General features: G+C 64.2%; 14 protein-coding genes. 3 read left to right on the forward strand and 11 right to left on the reverse strand.

Annotation, left to right across the window (positions count from 1 at the left end):
- Positions 1–3: 3 nt before the first annotated feature.
- Complete coding sequence (nudC, locus tag Q8O96_RS22035; protein WP_102865201.1) at positions 4–834, forward strand: NAD(+) diphosphatase; 831 nt, start codon at positions 4–6, stop codon at positions 832–834.
- On the opposite strand, the gene Q8O96_RS22040 is transcribed toward nudC, so the two are convergent.
- On the reverse strand, positions 802–1,581 hold the full coding sequence (locus tag Q8O96_RS22040) for a TSUP family transporter (protein ID WP_011061548.1): 780 nt from the start codon (positions 1,579–1,581) through the stop codon (positions 802–804). The genes nudC and Q8O96_RS22040 overlap by 33 nt on opposite strands.
- A gap of 321 nt (positions 1,582–1,902) precedes the next feature.
- A complete protein-coding gene (locus tag Q8O96_RS22045; RefSeq protein ID WP_305949391.1) occupies positions 1,903–3,138 on the reverse strand; it encodes an acyl-CoA dehydrogenase family protein in 1,236 nt (411 codons plus the stop codon).
- Positions 3,139–3,514: 376 nt separating this feature from the next.
- On the opposite strand from Q8O96_RS22045, the gene sfnG reads away from it, so the two are divergent.
- Positions 3,515–4,609, forward strand: a complete 1,095-nt coding sequence (gene sfnG, locus Q8O96_RS22050; protein WP_102865199.1) for a dimethylsulfone monooxygenase SfnG — start codon at positions 3,515–3,517, stop codon at positions 4,607–4,609.
- Positions 4,610–4,705: 96 nt separating this feature from the next.
- On the opposite strand, the gene Q8O96_RS22055 is transcribed toward sfnG, so the two are convergent.
- Both Q8O96_RS22055 and Q8O96_RS22060 read right to left on the reverse strand, forming a co-directional pair.
- Complete coding sequence (locus tag Q8O96_RS22055) at positions 4,706–5,185, reverse strand: nuclear transport factor 2 family protein (protein ID WP_016965720.1); 480 nt, start codon at positions 5,183–5,185, stop codon at positions 4,706–4,708.
- 58 nt (positions 5,186–5,243) lie between these two features.
- Positions 5,244–5,807 carry a TetR/AcrR family transcriptional regulator gene (locus tag Q8O96_RS22060; protein WP_102865197.1) on the reverse strand — a complete coding sequence of 188 codons (564 nt, stop codon included), beginning with the start codon at positions 5,805–5,807 and terminating at the stop codon, positions 5,244–5,246.
- A gap of 235 nt (positions 5,808–6,042) precedes the next feature.
- On the opposite strand from Q8O96_RS22060, the gene pssA reads away from it, so the two are divergent.
- Positions 6,043–7,386, forward strand: a complete 1,344-nt coding sequence (gene pssA, locus Q8O96_RS22065; protein ID WP_102865196.1) for a CDP-diacylglycerol--serine O-phosphatidyltransferase — start codon at positions 6,043–6,045, stop codon at positions 7,384–7,386.
- A gap of 362 nt (positions 7,387–7,748) precedes the next feature.
- On the opposite strand, the gene Q8O96_RS22070 is transcribed toward pssA, so the two are convergent.
- The 7 genes from Q8O96_RS22070 to Q8O96_RS22100 form a co-directional block, all read right to left on the reverse strand.
- Complete coding sequence (locus Q8O96_RS22070) at positions 7,749–8,948, reverse strand: MFS transporter (protein WP_305949392.1); 1,200 nt, start codon at positions 8,946–8,948, stop codon at positions 7,749–7,751.
- Positions 8,949–9,183: 235 nt separating this feature from the next.
- Positions 9,184–10,008: an iron uptake system protein EfeO gene (efeO, locus tag Q8O96_RS22075; protein ID WP_102865194.1), complete on the reverse strand. Its 825-nt coding sequence runs from the start codon at positions 10,006–10,008 to the stop codon at positions 9,184–9,186.
- 35 nt (positions 10,009–10,043) lie between these two features.
- Positions 10,044–11,357, reverse strand: coding sequence for an iron uptake transporter deferrochelatase/peroxidase subunit (gene efeB / locus Q8O96_RS22080; RefSeq protein ID WP_305949393.1), 1,314 nt, complete (start codon positions 11,355–11,357; stop codon positions 10,044–10,046).
- A gap of 15 nt (positions 11,358–11,372) precedes the next feature.
- Positions 11,373–12,572 carry an iron uptake system protein EfeO gene (efeO, locus tag Q8O96_RS22085; RefSeq protein WP_305949394.1) on the reverse strand — a complete coding sequence of 400 codons (1,200 nt, stop codon included), beginning with the start codon at positions 12,570–12,572 and terminating at the stop codon, positions 11,373–11,375.
- Positions 12,573–12,582: 10 nt separating this feature from the next.
- Positions 12,583–13,431 (reverse strand): iron uptake transporter permease EfeU, encoded by an 849-nt coding sequence (gene efeU, locus Q8O96_RS22090; protein WP_115582371.1) that lies wholly within the window; start codon positions 13,429–13,431, stop codon positions 12,583–12,585.
- Between the two features lie 220 nt (positions 13,432–13,651).
- On the reverse strand, positions 13,652–14,557 hold the full coding sequence (locus Q8O96_RS22095) for an AraC family transcriptional regulator (RefSeq protein ID WP_102865190.1): 906 nt from the start codon (positions 14,555–14,557) through the stop codon (positions 13,652–13,654).
- A gap of 177 nt (positions 14,558–14,734) precedes the next feature.
- On the reverse strand, positions 14,735–16,033 hold the full coding sequence (locus Q8O96_RS22100) for a glycosyltransferase (protein WP_115582372.1): 1,299 nt from the start codon (positions 16,031–16,033) through the stop codon (positions 14,735–14,737).
- Between the last annotated feature and the right edge of the window lie 20 nt (positions 16,034–16,053).

Below are 16,053 nucleotides of genomic sequence, written 5' to 3' on the forward strand. Positions count from 1 at the left end.
ACGATGATTGCACGCTGGACCACCGCAGTACTCGACACCGACCTTCCTGGCGGCTGGGCCGTGGCCCGCGGCCCGGAAGGCTTTCTCCATGACGACAACGGCGCGCTGTTTCCGCGGCACTGGCTCAAGGGCCAGGACCTGCCGCTGCTGGCGGAACACGGCATCGGCCACCTCGATGGCGAGCCGGTGTACCTGCTGGAACTCAGTGGCCGCGCCGAGGTGCCGGGCTGTCGCTGGAAAAGCCTGCGAGCCTTCATGCTGGAGGGCGATCACACCCTGTACAAGGTCCTGGGCTACGCCGCACAGATCGGCACCTGGGCCCGGGAACATCGCTTTTGCGGCAGTTGCGGCCGGGCCACGCGGCAAGTGCCGGGGGAGCGGGCAATGTATTGCGAGCCCTGCGATCTGCGGGCCTATCCGCGCATTTCACCGAGCATGATCGTGCTGATCACCCGGGGCGACGAGATTCTTCTGGCCCGTTCTCCGCGTTTCGTTACGGGTGTCTACAGCACCCTGGCCGGCTTTGCCGAGCCCGGTGAGTCGGCGGAGGATTGCCTGATCCGCGAAGTGCGCGAAGAGGTGAGTATCGAGGTCAGGAACATCCAGTACGTGGGCAGTCAGTGCTGGCCGTTCCCGCATTCGATGATGCTGGGCTTTCATGCCGAATACGCCGCTGGCGAGATCATCCCCCAGGAAGACGAGATCGAGGATGCCCAGTGGTTCAACGTGCACGCGCTGCCGCCGTTGCCGGCCTCGCGCTCGATTGCCCGCTACCTGATCGACCTCTATGTGGCGCGCCGTCTAGGCCACGCTGAACCAGTGCTGCCAGGCTAGGCGCACGGTCAACCCCAGGACCACGGTGATGAACACCGGGCGAATGAACTTGGCACCACCGCTGATGGCGGTGCGTGCGCCGAAGAACGCCCCGACCATCACCGACAGGCCCATGCACAGGCCGATGATCCAGTCCACCTGCCCGGAGAACACGAACACCGACAGCGCTGCGATGTTGCTGACGAAGTTCATGCTGCGGGCCACGCCGCTGGCCTTGACCAGGTCGATGGGGTAGAGCAGCAGGCTGCTCACGGTCCAGAACGCCCCGGTGCCGGGCCCAGCCACGCCGTCATAGAAGCCCAGGCTGAAGCCCTGGCTCGATTGCCACTTCTTCTTGATGGGTGCGTCGCTGTCCAGCGGCGCCTTGGGCGTGCCGCCGAACAGCAGGTACAGGCCACAGGCGAAGACGATCACCGGCAGCATCTTGTTCAGCCACTCGGCCGGCAGGTAATGGGCGACGATGGCCCCGGTCAGCGCCCCCACCAAGGTACCAACAATAGCGTGGGTCCATTGCCGGGGGTGGAACAGCTTGCGGCGATAGAAGGTGAAGCTGGCGGTGGCGGAACCGAAGGTCGAACTGAGCTTGTTGGTACCCAGGACCAAGTGCGGCGGCAGCCCGGCCGTCAGCAGGGCCGGCGTGGTGAGCAGCCCGCCGCCGCCAGCGATGGCGTCGATGAAACCGGCGATGAACGCTACGAGGGCGAGAATGGCGAGGGTGGTCAGGTCTACGCTGAGTTCGAAGGGCATGGATTCGGCTTATTGTTCGGCGGGAAGCGCAAAAGGGGGCTGCGCGAAAGGTCGCCATCTTACCTGCAACCCCGCCCGCTGCGCGACCGCCTCGACCTTGGTCTGGTACCCCTATCCCAGGCGCCGGCTTGCCGGCGAGTGAGCCCTTGAGTCTTGCGCACGATCGGAGGGCGCCCTCACTGGCAAGCCAGCTCCTACGGACGGCGCAGGGCCCGGAAAGCGTAGGAGCCGGCTTGCCGGCGAATGAGCCCTTGAGCCTTGTGCACGACCGGAGGGTGCCTTCGCTGGCAAGCCAGCTCCTACGGACGGTGCAGGGAAGGGTCAGCGTTGCGGGCCGTTGCCGATCTGCCAGACAAAAGGCGGTTCGCTGCCGTTGATACGCCAGTCACCGACAATCCGTGCCTTGTAGATCACCGGGTTATGGGACGACACGGTCCGCGCATTGCGCCAATGCCGATCCAGGGCCTTGCCCTGGCGAATGTCCGAAGCCCCCAGGGCATTGAACAGTTCGCTGGTGGCGCGCTGGATCAGTTCGCTCACCACCACCTGGGCCGTGGCCGATTCGATTTCCGCGGCCACATTGGCTTCACGTTCCTTCACCTGATCCCCGGCAAAGCGCGCCAGGTACGCTCGTTGCGCCGGCGCCGCTGCCCGGACTGTCGCCGCCTCGGCGGCATACACCAGGGCTGCAATCTCGCCCACCACCTGCTGCACCTGGGCGTCGGCGCTGACCTGCGGTGCGTTGCCATGGCTGTAGATGCGCTTGCGCACCCGCACTTCGTGAGCCACATCGCGCAGTGCAGCGCGGCCGATCCCGGACAGGGTCGCCAGCAGCACCAGTTGATAGAAGGCGGTCTGGTATTTGAAGCGGGTGGCGAAGTCGATGAGGTTCTCGGCCTCCACTTCGGCGTCGGTAAAGCGCGAGGTGCCACTGCCGGTGGTGCGCTGGCCGAAACCGTCCCAGTCATCGCTCTGCTGGATGCCGCTCTGGCGAGTCCTTACGGCGGCAATCACATCGCCGCCGGTATCGCTGCGCTGGGCGTAGACATCGATCCAGTCGGAGAAAATGCTGCCGGTGCTGTAGAACTTTTCGCCATTGAGGCGCCATTTGTCGCCGTCCGGCGTCACCTTGGTGATCACCTGGCCAATCTCCACCGCGCCGATTTCAGTCCAGGCGCAGCCGACGATATCGCCCTCGACAAAACGCTTGAACCACAGGTCCCGGGCCGGGCCAGGGGGCGCATTGAGACGATCCTCGGCAAAGGCGAAGTGGCCGCGCAGGGCTTGGGGCACATTGGCATCGGCCTCGGCCAGCTCGATCAGCAGTTGAAACAGCTGGGGCAGGGAGGCGCCGCCGCCACCGTATTCCACCGGCACCCGTAGCGCGCCGAAGCCGGCCTCCTTGAGCCATTGGATAGGTTCATAAGGCAAGGTACGGCTGTGCTCGCGCTCCACGGCACCGGCGGCGATCTTCTGGAAGATTGGCCGGAAGCGCTCGGCCAGGGCTTCGTAGTCGACGCCTACGGACAGCGGATTGATTACCTGATGTTCGGTCATGGTGTGGCTCCTGGGGCAGGCAGTAAAAAACGGTAGGTGTCGAAGCTGATTGCACACAGCATGCCGGAATCCCCAGTGCCGGTTTGCCTGGGCGCGGGCGGGGACGAGCATCCGGCAACTGTTGTCCGGGCAACAGTTGATCAACAAATCGGTTGATTGCGGGTTTTTTGGATGGCCTGTCGCAGCTGTTGCAAGTGGTACTTGCAGGGGCAACGAAGTCGCCCCAGCAACCCTGGCAAGCCGCTGCGGGCCTGGCCCTGCGCCGCGGGGCTGTGCCTTGCCCGGGCTCCGGAACAAGGCTTGCGCCGGCGCTGTCGGGCGCTGGCACGCTTGCTGCTCTGGTCCTTGCACCTTAATCAGTCCCGAGGACCGAATCATGAGTCAGCAAGCCGTCAAATTTGCTTATTGGGTGCCTAATGTCAGTGGCGGGCTGGTGGTGAGCAAGATCGAACAGCGCACCCACTGGGGCATCGACTACAACCGCAAGCTGGCGCAGATCGCCGAAGCGGCGGGCTTTGAATATGCCCTGACGCAGATCCGTTTCACCGCCGGCTACGGCGCCGAATATCAGCATGAGTCGGTGGCCTTCAGCCATGCGCTGTTGGCGGCAACCGACAAGCTCAAGGTGATCGCGGCGATCCTGCCCGGGCCCTGGCAACCGGCCCTGGCGGCCAAGCAACTGGCGACCATCGATCAACTGACCAACGGCCGCATCGCGGTGAACATTGTCAGCGGCTGGTTCAAGGGCGAGTTCCAGGCCATCGGCGAGCACTGGCTCGAACACGATGAGCGTTATCGCCGCTCCGAGGAGTTCATCCGTTCCCTGCGCGGGATCTGGAGCCAGGACCACTTCACCTTCAAGGGGGACTTCTATCGTTTCGACAATTACAGCCTCAAACCCAAGCCCCTGGGGCAACCGGAAATCTTCCAGGGCGGCAGTTCGCGGGCGGCCCGGGACATGGCCGCGAGGGTGTCGGACTGGTACTTCACCAATGGCAACAGCGTGGAGGGCATCAAGGCCCAGGTTGACGATATTCGCGCCAAGGCCGCCGCCAACCAGCATTCGGTGAAAGTCGGGGTGAATGCCTTTGTGATCGCCCGGGACACCGAGGAAGAAGCCCGGGCGGTGCTGGCGGAGATTATCGACAAGGCCGATCCGGAGGCGGTGAATGCCTTTGGCGATGCAGCCAAGCAGGCCGGCAAGGCCTCACCGGAGGGTGAGGGCAACTGGGCCAAGTCCAGCTTCGAGGACCTGGTGCAATACAACGACGGCTTCAAGACCAACCTGATCGGCACCCCGCAGCAGATTGCCCAGCGGATTGTCGCCTTGAAGGCGGTGGGGGTGGATCTGGTCCTGGCGGGCTTCCTGCATTTTCAGGAGGAAGTTGAGTATTTCGGCCAGCGCGTACTGCCGTTGGTGCGCGAGCTGGAAGCCCAGGCCCTGCTCAAGGAGCAAGAAGCCGCGGCGTGAACCCCGCGTTGCTTGCCGGCGAAGAAGTTCACCAGCCTGATGCAAGGCTGGAGACTTCTTCACTGGCAAGCCAGCTCCCAGGTGGTGTGGGAGGGGTTACAGGCCCAGGTCGCTGAGGCCTGGATGGTCATCCGGGCGCCGGCCCAGGGGCCAGTGGAATTTGCGCTCGGTTGCCTTGATCGGCATGTCGTTGACGCAGGCAAAACGCCGGGCCATCAGCCCTTGTTCGTCGAACTCCCAGTTCTCGTTGCCGTAGGAGCGGAACCAGTTGCCCGAATCGTCATGCCATTCATAGGCGTAGCGCACGGCGATGCGGTTGTCGGTAAAGGCCCAGAGTTCCTTGATCAGGCGGTAATCCAGTTCCTTGGCCCATTTGCGGGCGAGGAAGGCCTTGGCCTCTTCGCGGTTGTGGGCAAACTCGGCGCGGTTGCGCCATTGGGTGTCCAGGGTATACGCCAGGGATACCCGTTCCGGGTCCCGGGAGTTCCAGCCATCTTCGGCCAGACGGATCTTTTCAATCGCCGACTCGCGAGTGAAAGGTGGAAGGGGCGGGCGCACTTGAGCGTTAGACGACATGACTTGTCTCCAATAAAAGTTGCTGTTCAAACAAAGCAGTTGCTCTTGTTTAAAACAATCAGAGGTCCAATAACTTTCGCGCCATGCATTGCGCATTATCAGCAGCACTGTGATCGCCCATGACAAGGGCAACGGTAATGGCGCCATCGATCAGGATCAGCAGTTGCGCTGCCAGTTCCTTGGGATGTTGCACGCCATGTTCCTGGCAAAGCTCGGTCACGTAATCGAGCAGTTTCTGTTTATGTTGTTTGGCCACCTGGCGCACCGGGTCCTGGGGATCGCCGGTCTCGCCGCTGGTGTTGATAAAGGCGCAGCCGCGGAAACCTTCGGACCCGAACCAGTCCCTGAGTACGCTGAACAGCGCCAGCAGCCGCTGTGCAGAGCCTTCGGCCTTGCCCACTTCAGTCCTGTACCAGTGCATCCAGCGCTGGTCGCGACGTTCCAGGGCGGCCACCACCAGTTCGTCCTTGTTGCTGAAATAGCGATAGACGCTCTTTCTCGAGACCCCGGCGGTCTTCACCAACAGATCCATGCCAGTGGCGGCAATGCCGCTCTTGTAGATCAGCTTCTCGGTGACGTCGAGGATGATGTCGCGTGTTTCAGAGGGAGTGATTTCGTTCATGGGGCAAAGAGTAGAACGATCGTTCTCCTTGGTCAATCCTGTTGTTCAAACTTTTATATTCAGCGGTCTTTCTCACAGGTGCAGGCTTGCTGGCCAAGGTAATTTCCTGGGCTGTGCAAGACTCAAGATGCTTTGCGCCGGCAAGCCGGTTACTTCAGAACGGGCTGGCAGGGGACTCAGCCTGTTCCATGGTGTAAGCTCTTGCGCTCTTTGGATTTGAGCCACTGCGAGCCCTATGCCGTCGCTTTTCAAACGTTCCTTGCTGCCCAAACTGCGCAGCTTCCCCCTGGCTGCCGAAGCCTTCACCACTCTGACTGGCGCTGCGCAATTTCGTCGCACTCTGCTCGAGCAAATTGCCCAGGCCCGGCGGCGCATCTATATCGTCGCGCTGTACCTGCAGCAGGATGAGGCCGGTCAGGAAATCCTCGATGCCCTGCATGCCGCCAAGGCCGCGCGCCCGGAACTCGAGGTGCTTGTGGTGGTGGACTGGCTGCGGGCCCAGCGCGGCCTGATCGGCGCCGGCAAGCAGCCGGGCAACTCGGCCTGGTATCAGGAAATGACCCGTACCCACGCTACCGAAGTGCCGATCTACGGCGTGCCGGTGCAGACCCGGGAGCTGTTCGGGGTCCTGCACCTCAAGGGCTTCGTGATCGACGATTGCGTGCTCTACAGCGGCGCCAGCCTGAACAACGTGTACCTGCACAAGTTCGACAAGTACCGCTTCGACCGTTACCACCTGCTGCACAACCGCGCCCTGGCCGACTCCATGCACCATCTGGTGCAGCACGGGCTGGTGGCGTCGCGGGCGGTACATCGCCTGGACCTGCCGAACCTGCCGACCACTCGCAGTCTGCGTAACGACATCGGCGACCTGCGCAGTCGACTCAAGCACGCCACCTACGACACCACTGCTGGTGGCCTGGACAAGAGCGGGCTGTCGGTCAGTCCGTTGCTCGGTGTCGGCAAGGGCAACCCGCTGAACCGGATCATCTGCGAACTGATCGCCGGGGCCCGCCAGCAACTGACCATCTGCACCCCGTATTTCAACCTGCCCTTGGTGGTGACCCGGGAAATCAATCGGGCCCTGGAGCGCGGGGTAAAGATCGATATCATTGTCGGCGACAAGACCGCCAACGACTTCTACATCCCGCCCAGCGAGCCGTTCAAGGTCATCGCGGCCCTGCCTTACCTGTACGAGATCAGCCTGCGACGCTTTGCCAAGCGCCACCAGAAAGTCATCGACAGCGGCCTGCTCAACCTGCACCTGTGGCGTGACGGCGACAACACCTACCACCTCAAGGGCCTGTGGGTGGATGAGCGCTACACCTTGCTCACCGGTAACAACCTCAATCCCCGGGCCTTCCGCCTGGACCTGGAGAACGCCCTGTTGCTGGACGATCCCAAGGGCGAGTTGCTGGAGGCGCGTCGTGCCGAACAGGCCGAGATCTACCGCCATACCCGGCGCATCGAGCACTTCCAGTACCTGGACAGCCTGGTGGACTACCCCGAGGCGGTGGGCAAGTTCCTGCGTCGGGTCAGCCGGGTGCGCATCGAACGCCTGCTCTACCGCATGCTGTAGCCTGTCGCCGCTGCCGAGCCTGCGAGGCTGCGCAAAGGTCCGCAGGACCTTCAGCGCTCCCAGGAACGACGCCTCCAGCAGACCCGTTCGCAGCCTGCGGCAGCGGCTACAAAAGCTGTGCGATAACACCTGTAGCCGCTGCCGAGCCTGCGAGGCTGCGCAAAGGTCCGCAGGACCTTCAGCGCTCCGAAGAACGACGCCTCCAGCAGACCTGTTCGCAGCCTGCGGCAGCGGCTACAAAAGCTGTGCGATAACACCTGTAGCCGCTGCCGAGCCTGCGAGGCTGCGCAAAGGTCCGCAGGACCTTCAGCGCTCCGAAGAACGACGCCTCTTGCAGAGCCGTTCGCAGCCTGCGGCAGCGGTTACAGGGATCGGGGGGTTGGCCAGATGGCGATCAGTACCAGCAACACCGCTGCCAGCAGGTAGGGCAGGCGCGGTTCGATGGCGTAGATCAGGCTGCCGGCCATGGGGCCGATGACCACGCCCAGGCCCTGGGCCGCGCCGATGCTGCCAGCAGTCGCGCCCTGTTCCGAGGCCTCTACGGCATTGGCCGCCAGTGCCGAGAACGATGGAAACACCCCACCCATGCCCGCCGCCGAGACAAAGAACGCCAGCCACAGGCCCCAGGCGCTGTCCACCAGCATGCTGCCGGCATAGCCCAGCGCCGACAGCAGGGCGCCGTAGCGGATCATCCGCAGCGGCGGCCACTCCAGCTTGCGCACCACCAATTGCGCGCAGATCAGCGCTACGCCGACCATGGCCAGGGCCACCCCGGCCGTCTGGGCGGCATCGGCGGGGCTCATGCGCAGCCGGTCCAGGGCGTAGAAGCTGACGGTGATCTGGGCAATCGACACACAGAGCATGGCGACAAAGGCCACCACCATCGGCCGGCGCAGCCGTGGGTCGCCCAGGCGCACCCGCGTCGGGGCCTGGGCCAGGTGCAGTTCCTGGCGTGGCAACTGGTAGCGCAGCACCACAAATGCCAGCAACGGCAGCAGCGCCATGGCGTAGAACGGCAGGCTGAGGCTGTAGCGGGCCAGCAAGGCGGCCACCGCAGGACCCACCACCAAGCCCACGGCGTTGGCGGCGCCCAGGGTGGCCATGGCGCGGGCGCGGTGCTGGGGTTCGACGTTATCGGCGATCAGGGCGAAGCCGCCCACCGGGATCGCCGCATAAAAGGCGCCGATCAGCCCGCGGCCCAGCATCAGGCCGAGAAAGGCCATGGCGACGCTGGGCAGCGACTGCAGCGACAGGTCGATGAACAGGCACAGGGCCCAGTAGGCGAGGGTGAAGCCGGCCGTGCCCAGCAGCAGCACCCAACGCCGGCCGAAGCGGTCACTGGCCTGGCCCCAGGGGCGTGCCAGGAGCATCCAGATCACCCCGGAAACGGTCACGGCGGCGCCCGCATGCCAGGTTTCCAGATGCAGGGCCCGGGAGATCGGGCCGATCAGCGAGACGAAGGCCATCATCGACATGGTGCAGGCCATGTAGGCGGCCATCAGCGGCAGCAGCGAGAAGGGTTTGGCAGCCAGCGGCGTGGCCGCTGCTGTGGAGCGAGACATAGTGGGTCTTCCATGAAAGCCGTTGGGCCGTGAACGTTATCGGGATAACCGGCCACCGCCCAGCCTTATCTGCGTCGGTGATGGCAGCACCCTTGAGGCGCCGGCTGGTCGGCGAAGCGGGCGACCAGGACGAAGAAGCCATTGGGGCCTGTGTTGTTCTGGGCGTCGCTTTGGCTGGCCAGCCAATGCCTGCACCCGCCAACTCCTGCATGAGCTGGCTCAAGTGAGGGTGGGCTCAGTTCAGGCCCAGTTTGCCGCGCAGGGTGGAGAGGTCTTCGGCCAGGGTGTTGACCGGACCGATCAGGGCCTTGCGGTCGTTTTCCTTGACCTTGTCGTAGGTCATGAAGCCGCCGTCCGGGGTGTTGTACTTGGCGAGGATCTTGTTCACCGTGGCGAAGTTCTTGTCCACCTTGGCGACAAAGGCCGGGTCCTGTTTCGCGATCTGCCCACGGAACAGGTCGACGATTTTCTTTGCGCCGTCGATGTTGCCCTGGAAGTCGTAGAGGTCGGTGTGGCTGTAGCGGTCTTCTTCTCCGGAGATCTTGGTCGCGGCCACTTCCTCCAGCAGCGCGGCGGCCCCCCCCACGACCTTTTCCGGTGGGAAGGTCAGGCCGGCGACGCGGGTTTGCAGGTCCTTGACGTTCTTGTTCAGGCCGTCGGCCAGCTCGCCCAGGCCTTCGGTGCTGTTTTCCGAGAACAGCGAATATTCCAGGCGGTGGAAGCCGGTGAAGTCTTCGGCCTTGACGCCTTGCTCGTGGTCGTCGACCCGGGAGTCGATGGCGGCGTCCAGGTCGCTGAAGAGTTCGGCGATGGGCTCGATCGACTCGTAGTACACCCGGGTCGGTGCGTAGAGCTTCCTGGCGCTGGCCAGGTCGCCCTGTTTCACCGCATCGGTGAATTGCTGGGTGTGGCTGGCCAGTTCATCGAGCTGCTCGGTGACGTAGATCTTGTAATCGGAGATCGGCCCCACCAGCTCCAGGGGCGCAGCGGCGGCGAACGCCGACAGTGGAGCGTGGAGCAAGCCAAGGGTCAGCAACACAGCGAGAGGCGACTTTTTCATGGGACTTTTCCGTGGGGGTTGAAGTGTCATGGGGTTCAGGCGGTGGTGTTCGGTCGGGTGGCTTCGAGCAACGAGCGACCGATGAAATCGCCGGCGCCGGTGACCCCCGGCAAGCTGAAGAAATAGCCGCCGCCGGTAGGCTTGAGGTACTCCTCCAGAGGCTCGCCGTTGAGGCGGGTCTGGACCGCGATAAAGCCTTTTTCCAGGTCCGCCTGGTAGCAGATGAACAGCAGGCCCATGTCCAGCTGACCGTTCTTGTTGACCCCATTGGAGTAGTTGAACGGCCGGCGCAGGATCAGGTTCTGCCGGGTCTGTGGGGTGCGCGGGTTGGCCAGGCGGATGTGGGCATCGAGCTTGGTCAGCTTGCCGTGGGGGTCACGGGCGTAGTCGGGGACCTGGGTTTCCTTCTGGCCATCCATGGGCGCGCCCGTGGTCTTGATCCGGCCGATGATGCTTTCCTGCTCCTGCAGCGGGGTGCGGTCCCAGCGCTCGACAAAATTGCGGATGATCCGTACCGCCTGGTAGCTGCCGTGGGTTGCCCAGGCCGGTTCGTCGCTGCCGGGCTGGACCCAGACGATCTGCTGCATGGCTTGCTGGTCATTGGAGTCGGGGTTGGCCGAGCCGTCGCGAAAGCCCAGGAAGTTGCGCGCGCTTTGCGCCGACTCCCCGGGCTTGGCCGGCGCCTGGGGCGGCACGCTGCCTTCCTGCTTCCAGCGCACCAGCAGCAGGTCGGGGAGGTTCTTCACGATGTCGCGCAGGGCGTGGATATTGGTGTCGGCGGTGTTGGAGCAGAACTGCAGGCTCAGGTCGCCATGGCAGCAGGCCGGCTCCAGGGCATCGTTGGGAAAACCCACCATGCGGATCAGGCGCTTGGGTTTGGCGGCGGCCAGGCCAAAACGTTCGTCGAACAACGATTCGCCCACCGACACGGTGATGGTCAGGTTGTCCGGGGGCACCACCGGGCCGAGGATGCCGGAATCCAGGGGCGGCAGTTTCGGGTCGACCTGGGCCACCGGCCCGCCGCTCATGAGAAAGGCGATGCGCTCGTCGAGGGTACGGAACAGTCGCTCCAGGTCGTCGCGGTCGCTGGCCAGCACATCGAAGGACACCAGCATGCCCGAGGTCGGGCGCGGGGTGACGATGCCGCTCTGGTGCTGGCCGTGGTAGTCGTGGCGGTCCTGGGTCCTGTCGCTGCTGGGGGCCTGGGTGACCTGGGCTGCGGCGCCGGCGGCCATGGCCGGGCCACTCAGGCTGCTGCCGGCCAGGGCCATGCCGGCGGCGCCCATGCCCAGCAGCACACGCCGGCGCTGGGCGCAAAAGCACGGGTTGGATGGATCGGAATCGTTCATTGAAAACTCGTCTGGTTACAGGCCGGAGAGGCCGAGTGCGGGATCGATGGCGTCGAGAGTGTCGGCCAGGGCCTTGGCCTTGTCGGCGATCTCTTTGCGTTGTGCGGCGCTGACCTTGTCGTAGTCCAGGTAGCCGAAGCCGTCGCGCAGGCTGGCGAGACGGGTGTCCAGGGCGTTCGCGGCGTTGTCGACCTGGGGCAACAACCGGGCAGCGGACTTGGCCAGCAAGGGGCGCAGCAGGTCGATGACCTTGCGGGTGGTCGCCAGGTTGGCGGCAAAGCCGTTGAGGTCGCTGTGGCTGTAGCGTTCTTCCTCGCCGCTGCTGGCCCGCAGGTCGGCAAGGCTGCGCAGGTTGCGTGCGACGATGCTCACCAGTTGTTCGGGCGGCAGGGTTTGGGCCAGCAGTTGCTCCTTGAGGCGCGAGACGTCGCTGGACAGCTGCTTCGCGACCGGAGCCAGGCCGGCCAGGTCGCGTTTCTGGAACAGGCCGTATTCCAGGCGGTGGAAGCCGCTGAAGCCCGGGTCCTGTTCCCGCTGTTCGAAATAGTCGGCGCGGGCGTTGATGGCGTTGTCCAGCTCGGCCAGGCGCTGGGCGGCCGGGGCCAGTTGCTGGTAGGCGGCGCGGGCCGGCAGATACAGGGCTTGGGCCTGCTTCAGGTCACCGGCATCGATGGCCTGTTGCAGAGCGTTCACCGCCTTGATCAGGGCACCGCCCTGGGTGCTCAGGTAAACCCGGAATTCCGCCAGTGGGCCGATAAAGGCCACCATCGAAGGCCGGGCCTTGGCCTGGGCCTCGGACTGCGCGGTCGGGGTCACGTGCAGGGTGCCGCGCGGGTTGCTCAACAGCCCGCACGTGATGGCGTAATCACCCGGTTGCAGGGTGGCGTTGAGCACCTGGCTCAGGCCCGGAGCGATGTTCTCCCGCTCCTCGACCACCAGCACGCCATCAAGGATTTCCCATTCCACGGCGCGGTCCGAGCGGTTGACGATGCGAAAGCTGGCGTGGCCTGCCGGCACCGTCAGCGCGTTGGGCTCACAGCTGTGGGGATGGAGGGTCACGGTGATTTCGCCCTGGTGGGCCTGGCGCTTGCTGGCGGCCCGTTGCGAGGCGTAATAGAACAGCCCGCCGGCGGCGATCATGACGATCACCGAGCCGGCAACCGCCCAGCGCAATGCGCGGGGCGGCGAGGCCTGGGGAGAGGCTTGCTGGGTCATTGAGGGAGCCTTACTGACTGGAAACGGAAGATGCTGAGCCGGGCGCCTTGGCCGGGGCGCCGCCGGGCAGGAAGAACAGCACCAGGGTCACGCCCAGGTACAGCACGTAGGCGCCTAAGGTGCTGAGGGTGGGCGCGTCCTGGTAGCCGAACATGCCGGCCAGCACCGAGCCCAAAGGGCCATCCATGGGCAGGCTGGCGCTGACATCGAAGAGCACGCTCTGCAGGTGGTTCCAGACTCCGGCTTCATGCAGGGCCTGCACCGAGTTGGCGAGGATGCCGGCGGCCACCACCAGGATGAACAGCCCGGTCCAGCGGAAGAAGGCGGCGAGGTTCAGGCGCATGCTGCCGGTATAGATCAGGAAGCCGACGATGATCGCCATGATCAGCCCCAGCAGGGCGCCGAGCGGCGCGCCCGGGCCTTCGCTCTGCTGGAACACCGCCAACAGGAAGAACACGGTTTCCAGGCCTTCCCGGGCGACGGCGAAGAACACCATGGCGATCAGCGCGATGAGCTGATGCCGGGAGCCGGCCAGGGCCTGGTCCAGGGACGCTTGCAGGGAGTGCTTGATCGAGCGCGCCACCTTGCGCATCCAGAACACCATGGAACTGAGGATGCCTACGGCCACCAGGCCGACGATGCCCTCGAAGAGTTCCTGCTGCTTTTGCGGGAATTCGGCGCTCATCAGCTCCAGGCCGCCGCCCACCAGCAGGGCCAGGGCTGCGGCGAGAAACACTCCGATCCACACCGCGGGCATCCACTGGCCACGGCCGGTCTGCTTCAGGTAGCTGGCGATGATGCCAACGATAAGCGCGGCTTCAATCCCTTCGCGCAGCATGATCAGAAATGGAACAAGCATTCAGCACCGGCGGGGCAATGGGTAGGGAGCTAACTTGTAACATAATGATACTCATTGCCAAATGAAGATTATTGACAACTGCTGAACGAAGCCTGAACGAGATTTATTTACCAGTGTTCACGCTCTGTAGGAGCCGGCTTGCCGGCGAAGAGGCCCCTGAGCCTTGTGCAGGACGTTGGACCGCCTTCGCTGGCAAGCCAACTGCTACGGGGCGGGGCGATCAGCCCAGGTTCTGCTCGGTCAGGCGTTGCACCGCCAGGCGGCGGTAGTGGGAAGGGGTCATGCCCTTGAGTTGCTGGAAGCGGCGATTGAAGTTGGAGATGTTGTTGAATCCCGATTCGAAGCACACATCGGTCACCGGCTTGTCGCCATCGGCCAGCAGTTCGCAGGATTTGCTGATCCGCAGGCGATTGACGAACTCGATGAAGCAGCGCCCCGTGGCCTGTTTGAACACCCGGGAGAAGTAGGTGGGCTTCATCCCCAGGTACTGGGCCACTTCCTCCAGGGGCAGCTCTCGGGCGTAGTGGGCAAAGATGTAGTCCACGGCACGGTTGGTGCGATCGACACTGTGTTCGTCCGCCAGTTGCACGCGGGTGGCGCCGGACAGCAGTTGATAGTCGTCGCAGGCCGCCAGCAGTTCCATGAGGATGAAAAAGTGGCCGAGGCGGGTGATGCCGCTGGAATCGGCAATGCGCTGCATCAGGGGCAGGGCCTGGGCGATGGTGTGCTTGCAGCGGAACTCGATACCGTATTGCGCCCGCTCCAGCAGTGGGCTGAGGTTCTTCAGTTCGGTGAACACCTGGCTGCCGCTGTCGAACAGTTCGTCGGTGAAGTTCACCAGCATGTCGCGCTTGGCCACGACCTCGTCCTCGGCCACCTGGCTGATCCAGTTGTGGGGCAGGTTGGGGCCGGTCAGGAACAGCGTCTGCGGATAGAAGTTGCCAATGTAGTCGCCGATGAACACCTTGCCGGAACTGGCGACGATCAAGTGCAGTTCGTATTCCTTGTGGAAGTGCCAGCGCACCAGGGGGCAGGGGAAACCGTGCTGGCGATAGATGATCGACAGGCCGTTATGGTCGTCCATCAACTCGTAGGAGGGGTCGCTGATCTTGCCGGTTCGACTCATGGCGCGGGACTGTTCTTGTTGTTGGCCGCGCTGATAATGCCTTGTGCCCCGCCCGCGCACCAGTAGGAGCTGGCTTGCCAGCGAAGGCGTCCTTGAGGGCGATGCAGGGCTTGTGGGCCTCTTCGCCGGCAAGCCGGCTCCTGCATGGAGTTTTCGTGTCTCGCCCGTAGGAGGAGGTCATGGGGCAGGGCGGTTCTTGGCTTCGATCCATTGCGCCATGTATTGGGTGCTCTTGTGATGGTGGTGTCGCAGCATGGCGCCGGTGAAGTTGTCCCGGCGCAATTGTTCCAGGTGCTGGCGGCAGTCTTGCAGGCGCTGGATCAGGGCCGGGCCGTGGACTTGCTGGCGGTAGCGCGCCTCAAGCAACCGCCGGCCATCGGTCTGGGCCTGTTCCCACAACTGTTGGTCCTGGTACAGGCGCACGGCCGCGGCCGCCAGGGCACTGGCCGATTCGGCCACCGCGCCAGGCCAGGGCAGGCCATCCTGGGACATGGATTCGCTGCCCACCGGCGTGGTGACGCTGGGCGTGCCGCAGAGCATGGCGTCCAGCAGCTTGCCCTTGATCCCGGCGCCAAAACGCAGGGGGGCCAGGCAGATCCGCGCGGCACTCATCACCTGCAGCGCGTCTTGCGCCCAGTTCATGATGTAAAAACCCTGGGCCGGGTTGTGCAGGGCTGCCGCCTTGGGCGGTGTGTAGGCGCCGTACAGGTGCAACTGGGCGCCGGGCAGTTGTTGGCGGATCAATGGCCACACGCGGTTTTTCATCCAGAGCACGGCGTCCCAGTTTGGCGCGTGGCGGAAATTGCCGATGCTGAGGAAGTGCGCCCGCTGTTCGAAGGGCGGGAAGTCCTGCGGCAGTTGTTCCAGCATCAAGGGGCACCAGTGCAGCAGCGCCGGTGGCAGGCGGAACTGCTGCACCAGCAGTTCGATCTCCACCTCGGAGATCATCAGGCTCAGGTCGCAGCGGTAGATGGCGGCGATCTCGCGCTTGGCCAGGTCGGTGTCGGCCATGTGCTGGAACTCTTGCGCCGCGGCCTGGGTGAACAGAGCGCTGAAGTCATCTTCGTCGGCGCAGGCCTTGAGCTGATCCTTGAGGCGCTGGTGCCGGGCATGGCGCAGGCATTGCAAATCCGAGGTTTCCAGGACCCGCAGGGCATTCGGGCAGTGTTGCTCGACCCGCCAGCCGAACTGTTCCTCCATCATGAACTGGTCGAACAGCACGATGTCCGGGGCCAGTTCGGCGACAAAGCGGTCAAAACTGCTGTTGTTGAGCTCGATCGGGCATTCGCGGATACCCAGGGCCGCGAGGTCCTCCTTGTGTTCGCCCTCCTTGGCCGGGCTGCTGAAGGTCAGCTCCCAGCCCTGGTCGAGGAAACTCTGGAGGATCTGCATCATGTGCCCGCCGGCGGCGGAGGAGCGGGGTTCGGGCCAGACGTAACCAATGATCAGGACTTTGGTTGCGGCGGTGGGACTCATGAGGGGCGATTCCTGGCAGG

Source organism: Pseudomonas sp. LPH60 (assembly GCF_030718165.1).
In the GTDB taxonomy this organism is placed as follows: domain Bacteria; phylum Pseudomonadota; class Gammaproteobacteria; order Pseudomonadales; family Pseudomonadaceae; genus Aquipseudomonas; species Aquipseudomonas danubii.

Coding starts and splice junctions, on each gene's coding strand:
- nudC (WP_102865201.1), top strand. CDS start 4: ATGATTGCACGCTGGACCACCGCAGTACTCGACACCGACCTTCCTGGC.
- Q8O96_RS22040 (WP_011061548.1), bottom strand. CDS start 1,581: ATGCCCTTCGAACTCAGCGTAGACCTGACCACCCTCGCCATTCTCGCC.
- Q8O96_RS22045 (WP_305949391.1), bottom strand. CDS start 3,138: ATGACCGAACATCAGGTAATCAATCCGCTGTCCGTAGGCGTCGACTAC.
- sfnG (WP_102865199.1), top strand. CDS start 3,515: ATGAGTCAGCAAGCCGTCAAATTTGCTTATTGGGTGCCTAATGTCAGT.
- Q8O96_RS22055 (WP_016965720.1), bottom strand. CDS start 5,185: ATGTCGTCTAACGCTCAAGTGCGCCCGCCCCTTCCACCTTTCACTCGC.
- Q8O96_RS22060 (WP_102865197.1), bottom strand. CDS start 5,807: ATGAACGAAATCACTCCCTCTGAAACACGCGACATCATCCTCGACGTC.
- pssA (WP_102865196.1), top strand. CDS start 6,043: ATGCCGTCGCTTTTCAAACGTTCCTTGCTGCCCAAACTGCGCAGCTTC.
- Q8O96_RS22070 (WP_305949392.1), bottom strand. CDS start 8,948: ATGTCTCGCTCCACAGCAGCGGCCACGCCGCTGGCTGCCAAACCCTTC.
- efeO (WP_102865194.1), bottom strand. CDS start 10,008: ATGAAAAAGTCGCCTCTCGCTGTGTTGCTGACCCTTGGCTTGCTCCAC.
- efeB (WP_305949393.1), bottom strand. CDS start 11,357: ATGAACGATTCCGATCCATCCAACCCGTGCTTTTGCGCCCAGCGCCGG.
- efeO (WP_305949394.1), bottom strand. CDS start 12,572: ATGACCCAGCAAGCCTCTCCCCAGGCCTCGCCGCCCCGCGCATTGCGC.
- efeU (WP_115582371.1), bottom strand. CDS start 13,431: ATGCTTGTTCCATTTCTGATCATGCTGCGCGAAGGGATTGAAGCCGCG.
- Q8O96_RS22095 (WP_102865190.1), bottom strand. CDS start 14,557: ATGAGTCGAACCGGCAAGATCAGCGACCCCTCCTACGAGTTGATGGAC.
- Q8O96_RS22100 (WP_115582372.1), bottom strand. CDS start 16,033: ATGAGTCCCACCGCCGCAACCAAAGTCCTGATCATTGGTTACGTCTGG.